Consider the following 13,566-nt stretch of genomic DNA (forward strand, 5'->3'; position numbering starts at 1 on the left):
GAGGCGTGCTGCCCCGTGCTCGCACGTTACGAACCACCCGGCTCCAAGCCGGGGATCGTGAGGGATAAATGAGCGGGGCGACAACAGAGGGCGAGCTGTATTTTGGCGTTGGCAATCTCTTAGGCGGGTTGTCGGCCATCATCATATTCCTCGGCGGCTGGTTTTACTGCGCATCGGTATATGGGTTTCTTTTTGGTTTTGGCCTCGGGTGGATTGCGTCGGGTATCTCGGCGGCCATTGCCTTTTTTGCTGTGAAGTATCTCTGGGGGCTTTTAGCCGTCGGGGCACTCGTTCTAGCTTACCTAGTTTTCTTCAGCGGGCCAAAGGCCAATGATGTGGTCCGTCAGGAGGCGATAGCGGAGCATTCGCTGCCTCAACCCACTTCCACTTCTGATTGGTCTGATTGGGATCAAGACCAAGGACAACGAGGGACGCCCAAACCGCGATCGTTGGAGAAATATCCGTCGGATGACGACGCATCGCGCGCCGCCATCGTTGCTGCACAAGAAGCTGAAAGCGCCGTAAATGATGCCGTGCGCTTCGCTAGTGATGCTGCTGCGCGCGAAGCATCCAACGAGGAATATTCAACTGCCGAAACACGCGAAATCACCCCAGACTAGGGCGTTAGGTCGGCACTTCGTATCGCGATGACATTACTATCGGCACGCAAGGGCGATGCACAATACGCTGCCCAATCCGTCATCAAACGGCGTCGCTTTTCGAACAGGTCGCCGCGCCGATAGGCCGCTTCCGCCTTGTTGCCGATCACATGTGCCAATGCCATCTCGCAAACTTCGTGAGAGTAGGCAGTGCTTTCTGCGGCCCAATCGCGAAATCCTGACCGGAAGCCGTGAACGGTCACATCGGTTCCCATCCGGCGAAGCAGCATGTTCATCGCCATGCCGGATAGTTTTCCACCTCTATCGCCCGTGAAAAGCCATTCCGACTCTGCTAGTTTGGATTCCTTCAGTATGTCAGTCGCCCGGGAAGTTAGGGGAACTCGGTGTTCCTTCCCAGCTTTCATGCGTGCGGCTGGTATCGTCCAGACGCCTCTCTCCAAATCGACCTCGGCCCATGTCCCGCTCAACACCTCGCTCGTGCGAGTTGCTGTCAGTATGACAAATTCCAGTGCTGATGCTGCCATAGCGGCACGCTTACGTAGGCTTTCGACAAATCCGGGAATTTCGCCATAGGGCAGCGCCTTATGGTGACCGCGCGTTAGGCGCGCACGAGCGGGAAGAATTTGTCCGATATGGCCTCGCCAGCGCGCCGGGTTTTCGCCCACTCGATAGCCCCGAGCTTTCGCAGCATCGAGCACGATTTCTATTCGACCTCTAACCCGGCTCGCAGTCTCTGGCTTGTCCTGCCAAATCGGCTCAAGGATTTTCAGCACGTGGGCTGTGCCAATGTCGGCAACAGGTAAATCGCCCATGACCGGGTATGCATAGGTTGCGAGCGTATTGCGCCATTGTTGACGGTGCTTATCATTGCGCCAGCTGCCCTCGTTGGCGGCAATATGCGCCTCGGCAACGGCCCTGAACGTCATTCCGGCTACCTGAGCGGCCTGAGACGCCGCAAGGGCCTCATTAGCCTCCCGTTGGCGCTCCTCAATGGGGTCAATCCCAGCCTTCACTTTCAGGCGAAGCGCGTCGCGAGCGTCGCGAGCGTGCGACAAGGAAATGCCGCCCGTTCCAGCCGGGCCAAGCCCTACGTCGCGTGACTTCCCATTGAGCATGAAACGGTAGACCCAAGAGCGGGCCCCGCTCTCCTTAACCAGCAAATGCAATCCGCCCCCATCAGCATGGCGGCCTGGCTTTGCATTCTTCACCGCCAAGGGTGTGAGCGCGTTGCTAAGTTTTTTGGGCATTGTGGCTCCCTGTCGGGGAATCGAACCTGCCTAACGATCAGTCCAATGGCGTCACGAGCATGGCGTTCCCAAAAACGTTCCCCGATAGTAGCGTGGTTTTATGGGAACGCAATGGGATGCGTCCGGACGCGCTAAGGAGGCGGTTCTCATAAAAACAGTAAAATTCAGAGATATATTGGACAAACCGGATTGAAGATGGATTATAGTTTGGCGGACTCCCGCTCCGCCAACTGATCCGAACCAATCATCTGAAAAACATGGGAAATGCGGGAAGGCTGAGATAGCCGCTCTCCACTTCGGTCCCACACCGCGCATTGGGCGCCCTTGCGCATCCTTGCGCACCATGGGGCTGGAAAGGGCCAAGCGCGAACCAATGCGGACGCCTCGATGCACTTCGCGTCCGATCCGCCACGCTCCATCGCCATCGGGCCGATCGAGGTCTTCCAGGATGAGAGCCTTCGGGGCCGGCCGACTGACCGGTCTGCTTCCCGAAAGGAAGCAGTATGTCGCAGCAAGCACAGTCAGCCGCCGCGGTCGGCGCCATTCAGACCTGGACGCATGAGCAGACGAGGCGGCGATGTTCGTGGCTGCTAATCGTGCGCGTCGAGCGATCAACCGGCTTGATGAGTTCCACGCCGCTCTTGTCGCCGGGGATGAGGATGCGGTCGAGATCAATCGTGTGGTCGAAGCGGCTGGATTGCGGGTGTCGCGGCAGACGGGGTCGCAGTCATAGCAACCGGGCGAGGTCGCATTCACAAGCAGCATTGCCAGTGTCCTTGGCTGCTACGGTGAAGAGTTGGTCCTTGAGGCCTATGACGGTCGGGCGATGATGCAGCGCGCGGCAGCCTGAATGAATGCGCCCGCCGACAGATGAGCCGGCGGGCGCTGCATTTCTACAGCATAATGTTTCCACCACTAATATCTCGATCTCGCAGTCTGGAAAACCAGACTGCCGTGATCCAGTGGTCTAAACCATCGAAATGAGGGGCCCGTTGGACGCCGATCACCCCGCTAACGGGGTTCCTTTTCGCACGCCGATCAACAACTGGGACGCCGGTTAGGGCGCGGGCGAACAACAAAGGCTTTCGCCATGTGATCCGGTTCGCCCGCAAGCCGTAACTCATCCCCGATTGAGATCGGGGAGGGTCTGATCAATCGACCATTGCGGCGACGAGACGCTGCAAATGATCCCGGCTCAGAAGACCCGAGGGCAACCGGATCAGTCCATTATGCCCGGCCGCTGGATGGTAGATGGTATTTTCGGGGCGCTTTTGCGCGCCTTGGATATTGATATGCATGTTTTCCTGTGGTGCGGACTTTTCCGCATTTATCTTCTAAATCCGCTGCGCCGTCTTGGCGGCCCTCCGCCTTGTCCCGGCGTCTTTTCACGAAACACGATTCGGCCCTTCGAAAGATCGTAAGGCGTCATTTCGACATGCACCCGATCTCCCACCACCGAGCGGATGCGAAACTTGCGCATCTTGCCCGCCGTGTAGGCGATGATCTTGTGCTCGTTGTCGAGCAGAACCGCGAAGCGCCCATCGGGGAGGATTTCCTCGATAAAACCTTCCATCGTCAGTAATTCTTCCTTGGCCAATCCATGCTATCCCGAATACGAGGGCACCCGCCGACATGCATGCGCAAAACGGCGGTCATGAGAGCCAGGCTGATGTCTGAAAAACACCTGCGCGATGCAGGCGAAAATTCGTCAAAAACGACGCAGCGATGTCCATATACATACAAAAATCGATTTTTCAATGAGGGTGCGGATTTTTAAATATATCCTCAATTCAGGTAATGCACTCGCCGATCGGCGTGAAATCCTGTAGAAGGTAAATATTGCCGGCCATTTTTGCACATCGGTGACTGAGAGACCAAGCGCGCTCCCGCAAAAGGAGAGTCTGCATGGACCTCAATCAGCTACTTTATCATCATCAGATTGCGCTGATGGAATTCGCCAGCCGCAGCAAGGGCAGCCGTGATGCCGGGGCGCGGTTCGATCTGGTCCGCCACTATGAAACCAGGATCGCCCGGCTGCGACAGGACATGGGTGTCTCAGCTTACCCGCAATGGTCATGAACTGGTCGTCGCCAAATCACTTGGCCCGCCCAAGGTCGCGCTCGGCGGGCATCCCGACGTGCGGACGCCAATGGAGCCGGATTTCAAGAGATGATCCGATCTTCTTGCGGCGCAGCGAAATAGCCGATCTCGCGTTCGCTCTTCTCGGGGGTCGGGTGGCGGCGCGGGATTTTCTTCGCGGCCCCGGTCCCGATCACGAAGGGACCATGCTTGAGATGGCAAGCGCCTCTCTCATCGGCCAGCTGCAGGTAACCAATCTGCTCCGGAAGGTCGCTGCGCGTCGGATACGCCCGTATCAATAGGAAATCCTGAATGGAAAGCGAAGACAAACCCGCCCCGCCGGCTCGCGCGAAAATGCGATGGTCGGATCGCCCGAAGCTAGCCCCTGATGCGGCGAGCCGCCAGGGGCAGGTGACGAAGCTGGCGCTCGAAACATTTGGAGGCCGGGACGAGGCTATCGCCTATCTCAACACGGCTTGCGGCAAGCTTGGCGGGCGACCGCTTGATCTCGCCGTGGAATCAGCGGAGGGCCTGAACCGGGTGGAGCGCGCCCTTGCGGACCTGAAGCCCGCATGCTGATCCGCGCGGGTTACGATATAGCCTTCACATGCGAACAGTCTGTGCCGATGCTGGCGCATCTGAGCGTCCATTCTTCGCGCAACAAGGATCTGCGCACGCCGCAGCGACTGTTCACGATGCCTGACGTCCCGATCTATGATTACGTCGATAGCTTCGGCAACATCTGTACCCGTCTCACCATTCCGACCGGCGGCCTGACGCTGTCCTGCGGCTTCGTCATCGAGGATGATTTCGACCCCGATCCGGTCGAACCGGAAGCCTCGCAATCAGCGATCGAGGCTTTGCCGGACGATGTCATGCTCTACCTTCTGGCCAGCCGTTATTGCGAAACGGATCGCCTGAGCGAAATGGCGTGGGACCTGTTCGGCAGCACCCCGCCGGGTTGGGCATTGGTCCAGGCCATCGTGGATTTTGTACATCGTCACATCCGCTTCGACTACATGAAGGCAAGGTCGACAAAGACAGCGTGGGATGTGTTCGAGGAGCGCGAAGGTGTCTGCCGCGATTTCGCGCATCTGGCGATCACGCTGTGCCGCTGTATGAACCTGCCTGCACGCTACTGCACCGGCTATCTCGGCGACATGGACTTGTTAAAGCCGCTGGGAGACATGGATTTTTCGGCCTGGTTCGAAGTGTGGCTGGGCGATCGCTGGTATGTCTTCGATGCAAGGCACAACCGCCCTCGCAGCGGGCGAATATTGATGGCGCGAGGACGTGACGCAGCCGATGCGGCGCTGACGATGACCTTCGGACCCGTCACACTTTCCCGGTTCGACATCTACACGGACGAAGACAGATTGGGCCTCGCTTCATCTTGACGCTGGAGCGGCTTGCTCCTCGGAGGCTCCAGGAAAGAAGCATGCCATTACGGCGGCTGTCACCCGGACCGGACGCTGCGACACCGCATCGACGCAGCACCAGCGCGATTTCACCTCGGCAATCACTTCGCTGCCGCGCCGGATCGTCGTTTCGTAGAATGCGCTCTCCCGGCGGACCTGCTCCAGCACTACATTGGCCGTCAGCTGGTCGCGAAGGAATGCCGGTTTGCGGTACGTGATCTCATGTTTGAGCGCGATCCATAAATAAGCTGCAACGGCGGCAGGCGATGCCACTCTCTGCCAATGTTCGATGACGGCTGCCTGCACCCATTGCAAATATATAGAATTATTGACGTGCCCCATGAAGTCGATGTGGTCGATCTCGATCTTCAAGGGACAACTGTGCATTTGCGCGGAATTCATGATGCTATCTATCACATAGCTATGACATTCCGGATTCGTTTTTGGACGAGATTCCAATTCAGCCTATCTATTTTTTCAGATGCGCCTACAAGAGCCGGGCTGAAACGTCGCCTGCGACGGATATTGGGCCGCCAAGGCTCCCCTTTGTCCTTTACTAGCCTCACGAAGCCGGGATGTGCCGCTGTTGGCGCATGCCCGTCATACTGCATTGGGCAAAGGATACCCATATGATCACCGGCACCGTAAAATTCTTCAACGCCGATAAGGGCTTCGGTTTCATCGCTCCCGAAACGGGCGGCGATGACGCCTTCGTTCACATCAGCGCGGTCGAACGCGCAGGCATGCGCACCCTGAACAAGGATCAGCGCGTGTCCTACGAACTGGAAACCGACCGTCGCGGCAAGACTTCGGCCGTCAATCTCCAGTCGGCCTGAACAAACTGGATTGGCGGACCTTTACGAAGGTTCGCCAATCTTCCGCCGGAGGCAGGAGTACATTTATGTCGTCGCTGGCATTTTATCGCGAGCAAGCCGATCTCCAGACGATTGCGGCCGATGCCGCAAGACTCCCTCAAGTGCGAGACCGCTGCCTGCGCGCGGTGTCTGCATGGACCGAACTGGCTGATCGCGCTCAGAAAACCGAGGATGCTCGGAAAGTGAAAGCCTTGCACATCGGTGAAAGCGTTCCCGATGTCGCAGAAGTCAACGGTCAGTAACAGTATTATATTTCCGTATGATCAGCCTGCACGAATTCTTGGTGAATGGCGTGTGCTTGCCATGGTCGGGGCGATAATCGTCTGATGAAATCTCCAGCGGACGAAGCGCTGTGCCAGTCGCGCGCGCCGTCTTTCGGAAAAAATATAGACGTCGATCAATGCCGGTGGCGAAGGTGTTCTAGCCGGCTGCCGCATTCTTGAAGAGGTGGGGTCCGTATTGCCATCTCGATAATGGCACATGTTCGCCGTCTTCAATTTAAAGCCGCCAGTCTCTTTTGGGTCATTTTTGGGCCTGCAGGACAGGAAAGCGGATGGACTGCACCAGAGCATCGCAAGTGGAGGTCGTTTAACGTCCACAACGGGACGCATAGCTGCATCTCCGCAGTCGATCGATAGTGTTGAAAATGGCATCGCGTAGTTCGGGGTTTGAACGAGAGGTCAGTCGGGCTCGGGCGCTCAGCCGGGCATCGCCTGCGCGGGGACCGGGATCAACTTGGCAGTTTGCGGAGATTTTGGGCGTTTGCGGCGAAGAGGAACTCATCTTTTACGCCGTTTGGTCCCCGAAGAGTCATTCCTTGAAGGTCGCGCGCAGGTCTTGATCACTGGCAGCCGCCATGGGGTTCTCAAGATTGATGCTTGTGACGGTCTCGCCTGCATTCTTGCGAAGATAGTCGCGCAAACCTTTACAGAAAGCCTTTTTCCAATCTCGTGCGCGCGGCGGTGAGCTCCGCGTTATATGCATCTCAGCCGTATTGATGCTCTTTCCACGCAGCAGTCATGAATACAGTCATTCGTGCGCACTGGTGCACGGGTGGCCATGCGCAAGCGGTCGGCAACGGGCACGACCTCATCCTGACCGAAGCGGTAGCGAGCATCCACCTAAGTCAGGCTATGGGCTATCCCTCTCATGGTTAGAGGGAAAAAAGCTCCCCTCCTTTTCCACAATCCGCGGCGGTCCCGGACAGGCGGAGGTGATTGGCTGGGTCGTGCTGCCACCGGCTCACCAGGCAGCGATCTGCGCCATTTCCGCTACGTCTCCGCCGGCCACCACCGCTTGGGCAGTTCGAAAACCGCGTAAAATGCGCATTTTGCGTGTGCCGGCAATCGGATAGCTTCATGCCTGCAAGAATTGCATCCGCTTTGCCGGCATCGGTCGGTAACGCGATGACATGTGCATTGCCTTGTGGAATGTTGTCAGAGGGGACAATTGCCTGGCGGGGCTGAATTTCAAGTATTCTCCAGGCGGGAAAATGGAGGGTGTATGCTGCATTGCCAAAAGATTACGAAATCTTCATGCAGATCGGTGCAGACTTCGCTGGAACTTGTCTTTCGAAGCCGATAAATCCCGCGCAAATCCGAGGGACACTCATCGTTCATGACGCCGTTCAAGGTCGTTCGTGAGCGGTGGCTGGCATGCGCACTGACCTGCCTTGCACCGCTGCCGTTCATCACCCCCATCGCACTTGCAGCATCGCCCGCTCCGTCGCAGCAGACCGCGTTCAGTCTCGACGCGGCGATGGCCGCTGCCGAGACCGACAACATCGATGTGATCCGGTCCCGGCTGGCGTTGAAGACTGCGCAGGCCAACCTGCGGATCGCGGATACCGCGCCCAACCCGAACCTCAATCTCAGCGCGGTGCAGCTGCGTCCGGGGCGGATCGGCAGGCGCCCCCTGGATTCGGTGGCGGACACCGTCGTCGGCATCGACCTGCCGCTGGAGCGCGGCGGCAAGCGGCAGGCCCGGACCGGCGAAGCGCGTGCGTTGATCGATGCCGCGGCAGGCGACCTAGCCAGCGCGCGGCGCGACATGCGCGAGGCCGTGTACGGCGCCTATTTCGACCTCAAGGCGGCAGAGCAGCGTAGCGCCATCCTTTCGGCGATTGCGGCCAGCTATGCCGACAGCCAGCACATGGCGCATACGCAGGAGCACGCGGGCTCGATCTCGCGCGGGGACCTGTCGCGTCAGGCGGTTGAAGCCTCCCGCGCGAAGACCGACGCGCAGCAGGCGGCGATCGCGCTGCAGGTGGCGCGGCTCGGCCTCGCCACCCTGATCGGACGGGAACGGGATGCGCCCGACATTGCTACAGGCGGTGAATGGGTCGATGTGCCCGCCGCCGCCAGTACGGAGCCAGCGGACCTTCTGGCCTTGCGTCGTCCGGACGTGTTGGCGGCGCAGTCGCGCGTCGAGGCGGCCCGGCGCAGCCTCGACGGCGCGCATGCGCTGCGCCATCCCGACGTGACCGTCAGCATGCAGTACGAACACGCTATGGACGACCTCGGCGTCGGCAGCAGCGTCGGCGTGGGCGTTTCCGTGCCGTTGCCGGTGCGCAACCGCTACAGCGGCGAAGTGGACGCCGCCGGCACCGCGCTGGTCCAGGCCGAGGCGGAGGCGCGCAAGGCGGCGGCCGTGGCAACGGCCGAGATCACCATCGCCCGCCAGTCGCTTTCCCAGGCCAGCGAACGACGCCGTGAGATCGAGGAACGGCAACTGCCCGCCGCGCGCGATGCCGCGGGCGTCGCCGAATTCGCCTATACCAACGGGGCGACGTCGCTGCTCGAACTGCTCGATGCCCGCCGCTCGCTGCGGGCCGTAGAACTTGGCGCGGTCGATGCTCGTGCCGACGAAGCCCATGCCATCGCGCAGCTTCAGGCTGCCGAAACCACTGGCGAAACCACCGGAGACGATCGATGAGGGCTTCTGCCCCCGCAGCATTTGGCCGAGCCTTTGGCGCAGCCCTGCTGGCCACCGCCCTGACCGCCCCGCTTGCCGGCTGCGGCCAGTCCGATGCGCCGCCCGCCGCCGCGCCGAGCAAGTCGCCCGACCTCATCAGCTATGCGCCGGGCTCGGCCGAACTCGACACCGTGCAGATCGTCACCGCCACCACCAGCCCGCTGCCGATCTCGGCCGACATGAACGCGCGTCTTGCACTCGACGAATCGCAGACCAGCCGCGTCGGCGCGCCGGTGGCCGGGCGGGTGACGCAGGTTCTGGCCGACATCGGCCAAGGGGTGAAGGCCGGGCAGGCACTGGCCTATCTCGATGCGCCCGATCTCGGCCAGGCGCGCGCCGATCTGCTCACCGCCCAGGCCGAAAGCACTCGCAAGGCGCGCGAGATGGCCCGCTCGCACATGCTGTTCGACGGGGGCGCGATCTCCCGCCGCGATCTCGAAGGCGCGCAGGCCGATGCCGCCGGGGCCGGGGCCGAACTGGAGCGTGCGCGCCTGCGCCTGCGCAACCTGGGGAGCGGCGCGGGCGATGCGCTGGCGCTGACCAGTTCGGTCAGCGGCTACGTCATCGACCGCCAGATCAATCCCGGCCAGCAGGTCGGCGCCGGACAGACCCCGCTCTACACCGTGTCCAACCCGCGCACCTTGTGGCTGTTCCTCGACGTTCCCGAGGCGTCGAGCAGCCGCGCACGCATCGGCGAGGCGGTGGAATTCGACGTACCGGCCTGGCCCGGCCGCCGCTTTACCGGCAAGATCACGCAGATCGGCCTCGCGGTAGACCCGGCCACGCGCCGTGTGCAGGTGCGCGCCGAAGTCGGCAATCCCGACCTCGCGCTCAAGCCCGAGATGTACGCCCGTGCGCGCCTCGTCACTGACGACGGCCGCCGCGCGATCAAGGTTCCCAATGCCGCGATCTTCGAATCCGGCATGAAGAACTACATCTTCCGCGTGGAGGCGCCCGGTCGCTTCCGCCGCGTTCTGGTGGAAGTGGGCGAACGCGGAGACAGCTTCTCCTACGTGACGTCCGGCATCCGCAACGGCGAACGGATCGTCGGCGAAGGTGCGCTGCTGCTCAACGCCCAGCTTTCCGGGGGCTGATCCGATGTTGGAAAGACTGGCCCGCTTCGTCGTCGAGAAGCGGATCTTCGTGATCGTCATGGTCGTGGCCCTGATCATCGTCGGCGGCCGCGCGGTGATGAGCCTGCCGATCGAGGCTTTCCCCGACGTGCAGGACGTGCAGGTCGTGGTCATCAGCCAGCAGGCCGGGCAGGCGCCGGAGGAGATGGAGCGGTCCATCTCGCTGCCGATCGAGCGCGCGCTGGCGGGTACGCCGGGCGTGAACGACATCCGCTCGGTCTCGATCACCGGGCTGTCAGTGGTCACGTTGATCTTCAACGACGGCACGGACGATTACTTCGCCCGCTCGCAGGTGCTGGAAAAGCTGCGGGACGCCAATTTGCCCGCCGGCGTAACGCCCAGTCTGGCGCCGCTGTCCACCGCGGTCGGCGAAGTCTATCGCTACGTGCTGGACAAGCCGGCGGACATGCCGCTCTACGAAGCGCGCGCGATTCAGGACTTCGTGGTACGTCCGACGCTGCGCATGGTGCCTGGCGTGGCAGATGTCACCAGCTTCGGCGGCAGCATCAAGCAGTACCAGATCCTCGTCCGCCCCGATCTGCTCAAGCGCTACGGCGTCACCGTGGCCGACGTGCAGACCGCCGTGGGCAAGGCGAACTCAAACGTTGGCGGCGGCGTGATCCCGCGCGGCGACGAAGTCGTCGTGGTACGTGGGGTAGGCCTCTACAAGTCGATCGACGATGTCGGCAATACCGTGGTCCGCGCGCAGAACGGCAATACCGTGCGCGTGCGCGATCTGGGCGACGTGCAGATCGGCACGCCCGAACGCAGCGGCATGGTTGCCTACGACCACAAGGACGATGTCAGCGAAGGCATCGTCACCATGGTCAAGCGCCAGAACGCCGCCGTGGTGGTGCAGGGCGTGCGCGACGCGGTGGACAAGATGAACGCGCAGTTCCAGGCCGATGCGAAGCGCACGGGCAAGCCGCCGATCCAGATCCGCGCGACCTACCAGCGCACCAAGCTGCTCGACAAGACCGTGGAGACGGTGGCGGAAAACCTCGTCGTCGGCGCCACTCTGGTGACGGTGTTGCTGCTGGTGTTCCTGCGCAACTGGCGCGCGGCGCTGGTCGTCGCGGCGATCATTCCGCTGGCACTGCTGGCGGCCTTCGCGGGCCTCAATACGGTGAACGTGCCCGCCAACCTGATCTCGATGGGCGCGGTGGACTTCGGCATCATCATCGACTCTGCCGTTGTGCTGGTGGAGGCGCTGATGGTCGCGCTGTCGCTGGAAGCGGCGCGGCACGGGGGCGTGCAGCCGGACAGAATCCGGCGCAACCAGGTGCTGCGCAACACGGTGGCCAACCTGGCGCGGCCGATCCTGTTCTCCAAGGCCATCATCATCATGGCCTTCGTGCCGATCTTCACCTTCCAGCGCGTGGAAGGGAAGATGTTCTCGCCGGTTGCACTGACGCTGTCCTTTGCGCTGGGCGCGGCGCTGGTGCTGACGCTTTCGTTCCTGCCGGCGGTGCTGAGCTTCCTTGTCGAACGCTACGACATGGCGGAAAAGCACATCGTCTGGATGGACCGTCTGCGCGATGGGTATCGCAGCACGGTGGAGAAAGCGCTGCCGCGCACCAAGGCGGTGGTTGTGGCCTCCGGGCTGGCGCTGGTGCTGGCCTTCCTGATGATCCCGCGTCTGGGTTCTGAGTTCCTGCCCAAGCTGGACGAAGGCAACATCTGGCTCACCGTCCAGCTCACGCCCTCGGCCTCGATGGAGACCACGCGCAAGGTCGAGAAGCGTGTGCGCGCAATCATGCTTTCCTACCCGGAAGTAGCGCATGTCGGCTCCGAGACCGGCCGCCCGGACGACGGGACCGACCCCAAGGGACCGTCCAGCCTGCAGATGCTGATCGACCTCAAGCCGCGCAGCGAATGGCGTTCCAAGTTCGGCTCGAAGGCCGCGCTTGAGGATGACATGCGCAAGCAGGTGGACAAGATCCCCGGCGTACCCACCAATTTCAGCCAGGTGATCGAAGACAGCGTCGAGGAAAGCCTTTCGGGCGTGAAGGGCGAAATCTCGGTGAAGATCACCGGGCCGGACCTCAACGTGCTGGAGCAACTGGGCGAGCAGACCGCGCGGGTGGTGGCTGCGGTGCCGGGCGCGTCGGACGTGGATGCCGTGAAGATTGGCGGCCAGACCGAAGTGCGCGCCGTGCTCGACCGGGATGCGATGGCTCGTTACGGCCTCAACGCAGACGATGCCAACACCGCCATCGCCACCGCCTTCGGCGGCGCGACGGTCGGCACCGCGTACGAAGCGGATCGCAACTTCGACATCGTCGTGCGCTTTGCCCCGGATCAGCGCAACGCGGTGGATGATCTCTCGCATCTACAGGTGCCGCTGCCACAGGGCGGCACGATCTCGCTGGGTGAAATCGCGCAAGTCTCGGTTCAGGTCGGTGCATCGCGCATCAGCCGCGAGAACGGCAGTCGCAACGTGGCGATCAAGGCCAACGTCGACGGGCGCGACCAGGGCAGCTTCGTGGTCGATGCGCAGAAGGCGGTGAAGGACAAGATCAAGTTGCCGTCGGGTTACCAGATGACCTGGGGCGGCCAGTTCGAAAACCAGCAGCGCGCCATGCAGCGTCTGGAGGTGATCGTGCCGATCGCGCTGTTCGGCATCTTCATCCTGCTTTTCGGTGCATTCCGCTCGGTGCGCTCCGCCTTGCTGATCCTTGCGATGGTGCCTTTCACCACGGTCGGCGGCGTCACGGCGCTGGCGATGGCGGGGCTCCACATGTCGGTGTCCGCAGCGGTCGGCTTCATCGCCGTGGCGGGCATATCGGTGCAGAACGGTGTCGTCATGCTGGAGCACATCACGCACCGCTACGAGAACGGCGATGCCTATCGCGTGGCCGTGCTTGAAGGCGCCATCGACCGCCTGCGGCCGATCCTTATGACGGCGCTGATGGCCGGTTTGGGCCTGCTGCCGGCGGCGCTCTCCACCGGCATCGGTTCCGAAACGCAGCGACCATTCGCCTGCGTGATCGTGGGCGGCATCATCTCCGCCACCGCATTCATGCTCCTGCTGCTGCCGATGTCCCTGCTCTGGCTCTCCGGAGAAGAGAAGAGGCAGGAGAAGCATGCAGATATTTGATCTTCAGTCTTCGCTTGGCCCTCGCTGCACTAGCAACTGCCGATGGCCATACATCTGTATGGCGGAGCTTGATCGCTGGACCCCCGAAAAGGGTCGAGTACGGCGCTCTCCAATCCCGACC

The 13,566-nt window shown here is 61.6% G+C and carries 14 protein-coding genes; 9 read left to right on the plus strand and 5 right to left on the minus strand.

What is annotated here, in order from left to right; translation table 11 throughout:
- Nucleotides 1-68 precede the first annotated feature (68 nt).
- Nucleotides 69-620: a hypothetical protein gene (locus BES08_RS16630; RefSeq protein ID WP_069708976.1), complete on the plus strand. Its 552-nt coding sequence runs from the start codon at nt 69-71 to the stop codon at nt 618-620.
- Here the strand turns inward: BES08_RS16630 and BES08_RS16635 are convergent.
- The 3 genes from BES08_RS16635 to infA all read right to left on the minus strand — a co-directional run bounded on the left by BES08_RS16635 (nt 617) and on the right by infA (nt 3,464).
- On the minus strand, nt 617-1,867 hold the full coding sequence (locus BES08_RS16635; RefSeq protein ID WP_069708977.1) for a tyrosine-type recombinase/integrase: 1,251 nt from the start codon (nt 1,865-1,867) through the stop codon (nt 617-619). The genes BES08_RS16630 and BES08_RS16635 overlap by 4 nt on opposite strands.
- A gap of 1,151 nt (nt 1,868-3,018) precedes the next feature.
- A complete protein-coding gene (locus tag BES08_RS32985) occupies nt 3,019-3,165 on the minus strand; it encodes a hypothetical protein (RefSeq protein WP_156799893.1) in 147 nt (48 codons plus the stop codon).
- Nucleotides 3,166-3,194: 29 nt separating this feature from the next.
- The gene (gene infA, locus BES08_RS16640) at nt 3,195-3,464 is read right to left on the minus strand and encodes a translation initiation factor IF-1 (protein ID WP_036526130.1); all 270 of its coding nucleotides are present in this window, start codon (nt 3,462-3,464) and stop codon (nt 3,195-3,197) included.
- Nucleotides 3,465-3,772: 308 nt separating this feature from the next.
- Between infA and BES08_RS33660 the strand changes: the two genes are divergently transcribed.
- Nucleotides 3,773-3,946, plus strand: a complete 174-nt coding sequence (locus BES08_RS33660; protein WP_008827804.1) for a hypothetical protein — start codon at nt 3,773-3,775, stop codon at nt 3,944-3,946.
- An 83-nt stretch (nt 3,947-4,029) separates the two neighbouring features.
- Here BES08_RS33660 and BES08_RS16645 read toward each other — a convergent pair whose 3' ends face one another.
- Nucleotides 4,030-4,275: a hypothetical protein gene (locus tag BES08_RS16645; RefSeq protein ID WP_156799894.1), complete on the minus strand. Its 246-nt coding sequence runs from the start codon at nt 4,273-4,275 to the stop codon at nt 4,030-4,032.
- Between BES08_RS16645 and BES08_RS16650 the strand changes: the two genes are divergently transcribed.
- A complete protein-coding gene (locus BES08_RS16650) occupies nt 4,259-4,525 on the plus strand; it encodes an antitoxin Xre/MbcA/ParS toxin-binding domain-containing protein (protein WP_069708979.1) in 267 nt (88 codons plus the stop codon). The two genes, BES08_RS16645 and BES08_RS16650, sit on opposite strands and share 17 nt — an antisense overlap.
- Nucleotides 4,519-5,343 carry a transglutaminase-like domain-containing protein gene (locus tag BES08_RS16655; protein ID WP_069708980.1) on the plus strand — a complete coding sequence of 275 codons (825 nt, stop codon included), beginning with the start codon at nt 4,519-4,521 and terminating at the stop codon, nt 5,341-5,343. Before BES08_RS16650 ends, BES08_RS16655 begins: the two co-directional genes overlap by 7 nt.
- On the opposite strand, the gene BES08_RS16660 is transcribed toward BES08_RS16655, so the two are convergent.
- Nucleotides 5,335-5,766 carry an acyl-CoA thioesterase gene (locus tag BES08_RS16660; protein ID WP_069709311.1) on the minus strand — a complete coding sequence of 144 codons (432 nt, stop codon included), beginning with the start codon at nt 5,764-5,766 and terminating at the stop codon, nt 5,335-5,337. The two genes, BES08_RS16655 and BES08_RS16660, sit on opposite strands and share 9 nt — an antisense overlap.
- A gap of 227 nt (nt 5,767-5,993) precedes the next feature.
- Between BES08_RS16660 and BES08_RS16665 the strand changes: the two genes are divergently transcribed.
- The 5 genes from BES08_RS16665 to BES08_RS16685 all read left to right on the plus strand — a co-directional run bounded on the left by BES08_RS16665 (nt 5,994) and on the right by BES08_RS16685 (nt 13,445).
- Nucleotides 5,994-6,200 (plus strand): cold-shock protein, encoded by a 207-nt coding sequence (locus BES08_RS16665; protein WP_036526131.1) that lies wholly within the window; start codon nt 5,994-5,996, stop codon nt 6,198-6,200.
- A 65-nt stretch (nt 6,201-6,265) separates the two neighbouring features.
- Nucleotides 6,266-6,481, plus strand: coding sequence for a hypothetical protein (locus tag BES08_RS16670; RefSeq protein ID WP_008832911.1), 216 nt, complete (start codon nt 6,266-6,268; stop codon nt 6,479-6,481).
- A 1,375-nt stretch (nt 6,482-7,856) separates the two neighbouring features.
- Nucleotides 7,857-9,173 (plus strand): TolC family protein, encoded by a 1,317-nt coding sequence (locus BES08_RS16675; protein ID WP_069708981.1) that lies wholly within the window; start codon nt 7,857-7,859, stop codon nt 9,171-9,173.
- The gene (locus tag BES08_RS16680; protein WP_069708982.1) at nt 9,170-10,306 is read left to right on the plus strand and encodes an efflux RND transporter periplasmic adaptor subunit; all 1,137 of its coding nucleotides are present in this window, start codon (nt 9,170-9,172) and stop codon (nt 10,304-10,306) included. The genes BES08_RS16675 and BES08_RS16680 overlap by 4 nt, the downstream gene beginning before the upstream one ends.
- A 4-nt stretch (nt 10,307-10,310) precedes the next feature.
- Nucleotides 10,311-13,445 (plus strand): efflux RND transporter permease subunit, encoded by a 3,135-nt coding sequence (locus BES08_RS16685; RefSeq protein WP_069708983.1) that lies wholly within the window; start codon nt 10,311-10,313, stop codon nt 13,443-13,445.
- Nucleotides 13,446-13,566: the final 121 nt, after the last annotated feature.

It is taken from the genome of Novosphingobium resinovorum (assembly GCF_001742225.1).
Lineage (GTDB): Bacteria > Pseudomonadota > Alphaproteobacteria > Sphingomonadales > Sphingomonadaceae > Novosphingobium > Novosphingobium resinovorum_A.

Bases quoted from the DNA above. Each gene is read 5' to 3' on its own strand.
- BES08_RS16630 (WP_069708976.1), top strand. From the start codon at position 69: ATGAGCGGGGCGACAACAGAGGGCGAGCTGTATTTTGGCGTTGGCAAT.
- BES08_RS16635 (WP_069708977.1), bottom strand. From the start codon at position 1,867: ATGCCCAAAAAACTTAGCAACGCGCTCACACCCTTGGCGGTGAAGAAT.
- BES08_RS32985 (WP_156799893.1), bottom strand. From the start codon at position 3,165: ATGCATATCAATATCCAAGGCGCGCAAAAGCGCCCCGAAAATACCATC.
- BES08_RS33660 (WP_008827804.1), top strand. From the start codon at position 3,773: ATGGACCTCAATCAGCTACTTTATCATCATCAGATTGCGCTGATGGAA.
- BES08_RS16650 (WP_069708979.1), top strand. From the start codon at position 4,259: ATGGAAAGCGAAGACAAACCCGCCCCGCCGGCTCGCGCGAAAATGCGA.
- BES08_RS16655 (WP_069708980.1), top strand. From the start codon at position 4,519: ATGCTGATCCGCGCGGGTTACGATATAGCCTTCACATGCGAACAGTCT.
- BES08_RS16660 (WP_069709311.1), bottom strand. From the start codon at position 5,766: ATGAATTCCGCGCAAATGCACAGTTGTCCCTTGAAGATCGAGATCGAC.
- BES08_RS16665 (WP_036526131.1), top strand. From the start codon at position 5,994: ATGATCACCGGCACCGTAAAATTCTTCAACGCCGATAAGGGCTTCGGT.
- BES08_RS16670 (WP_008832911.1), top strand. From the start codon at position 6,266: ATGTCGTCGCTGGCATTTTATCGCGAGCAAGCCGATCTCCAGACGATT.
- BES08_RS16675 (WP_069708981.1), top strand. From the start codon at position 7,857: ATGACGCCGTTCAAGGTCGTTCGTGAGCGGTGGCTGGCATGCGCACTG.
- BES08_RS16680 (WP_069708982.1), top strand. From the start codon at position 9,170: ATGAGGGCTTCTGCCCCCGCAGCATTTGGCCGAGCCTTTGGCGCAGCC.
- BES08_RS16685 (WP_069708983.1), top strand. From the start codon at position 10,311: ATGTTGGAAAGACTGGCCCGCTTCGTCGTCGAGAAGCGGATCTTCGTG.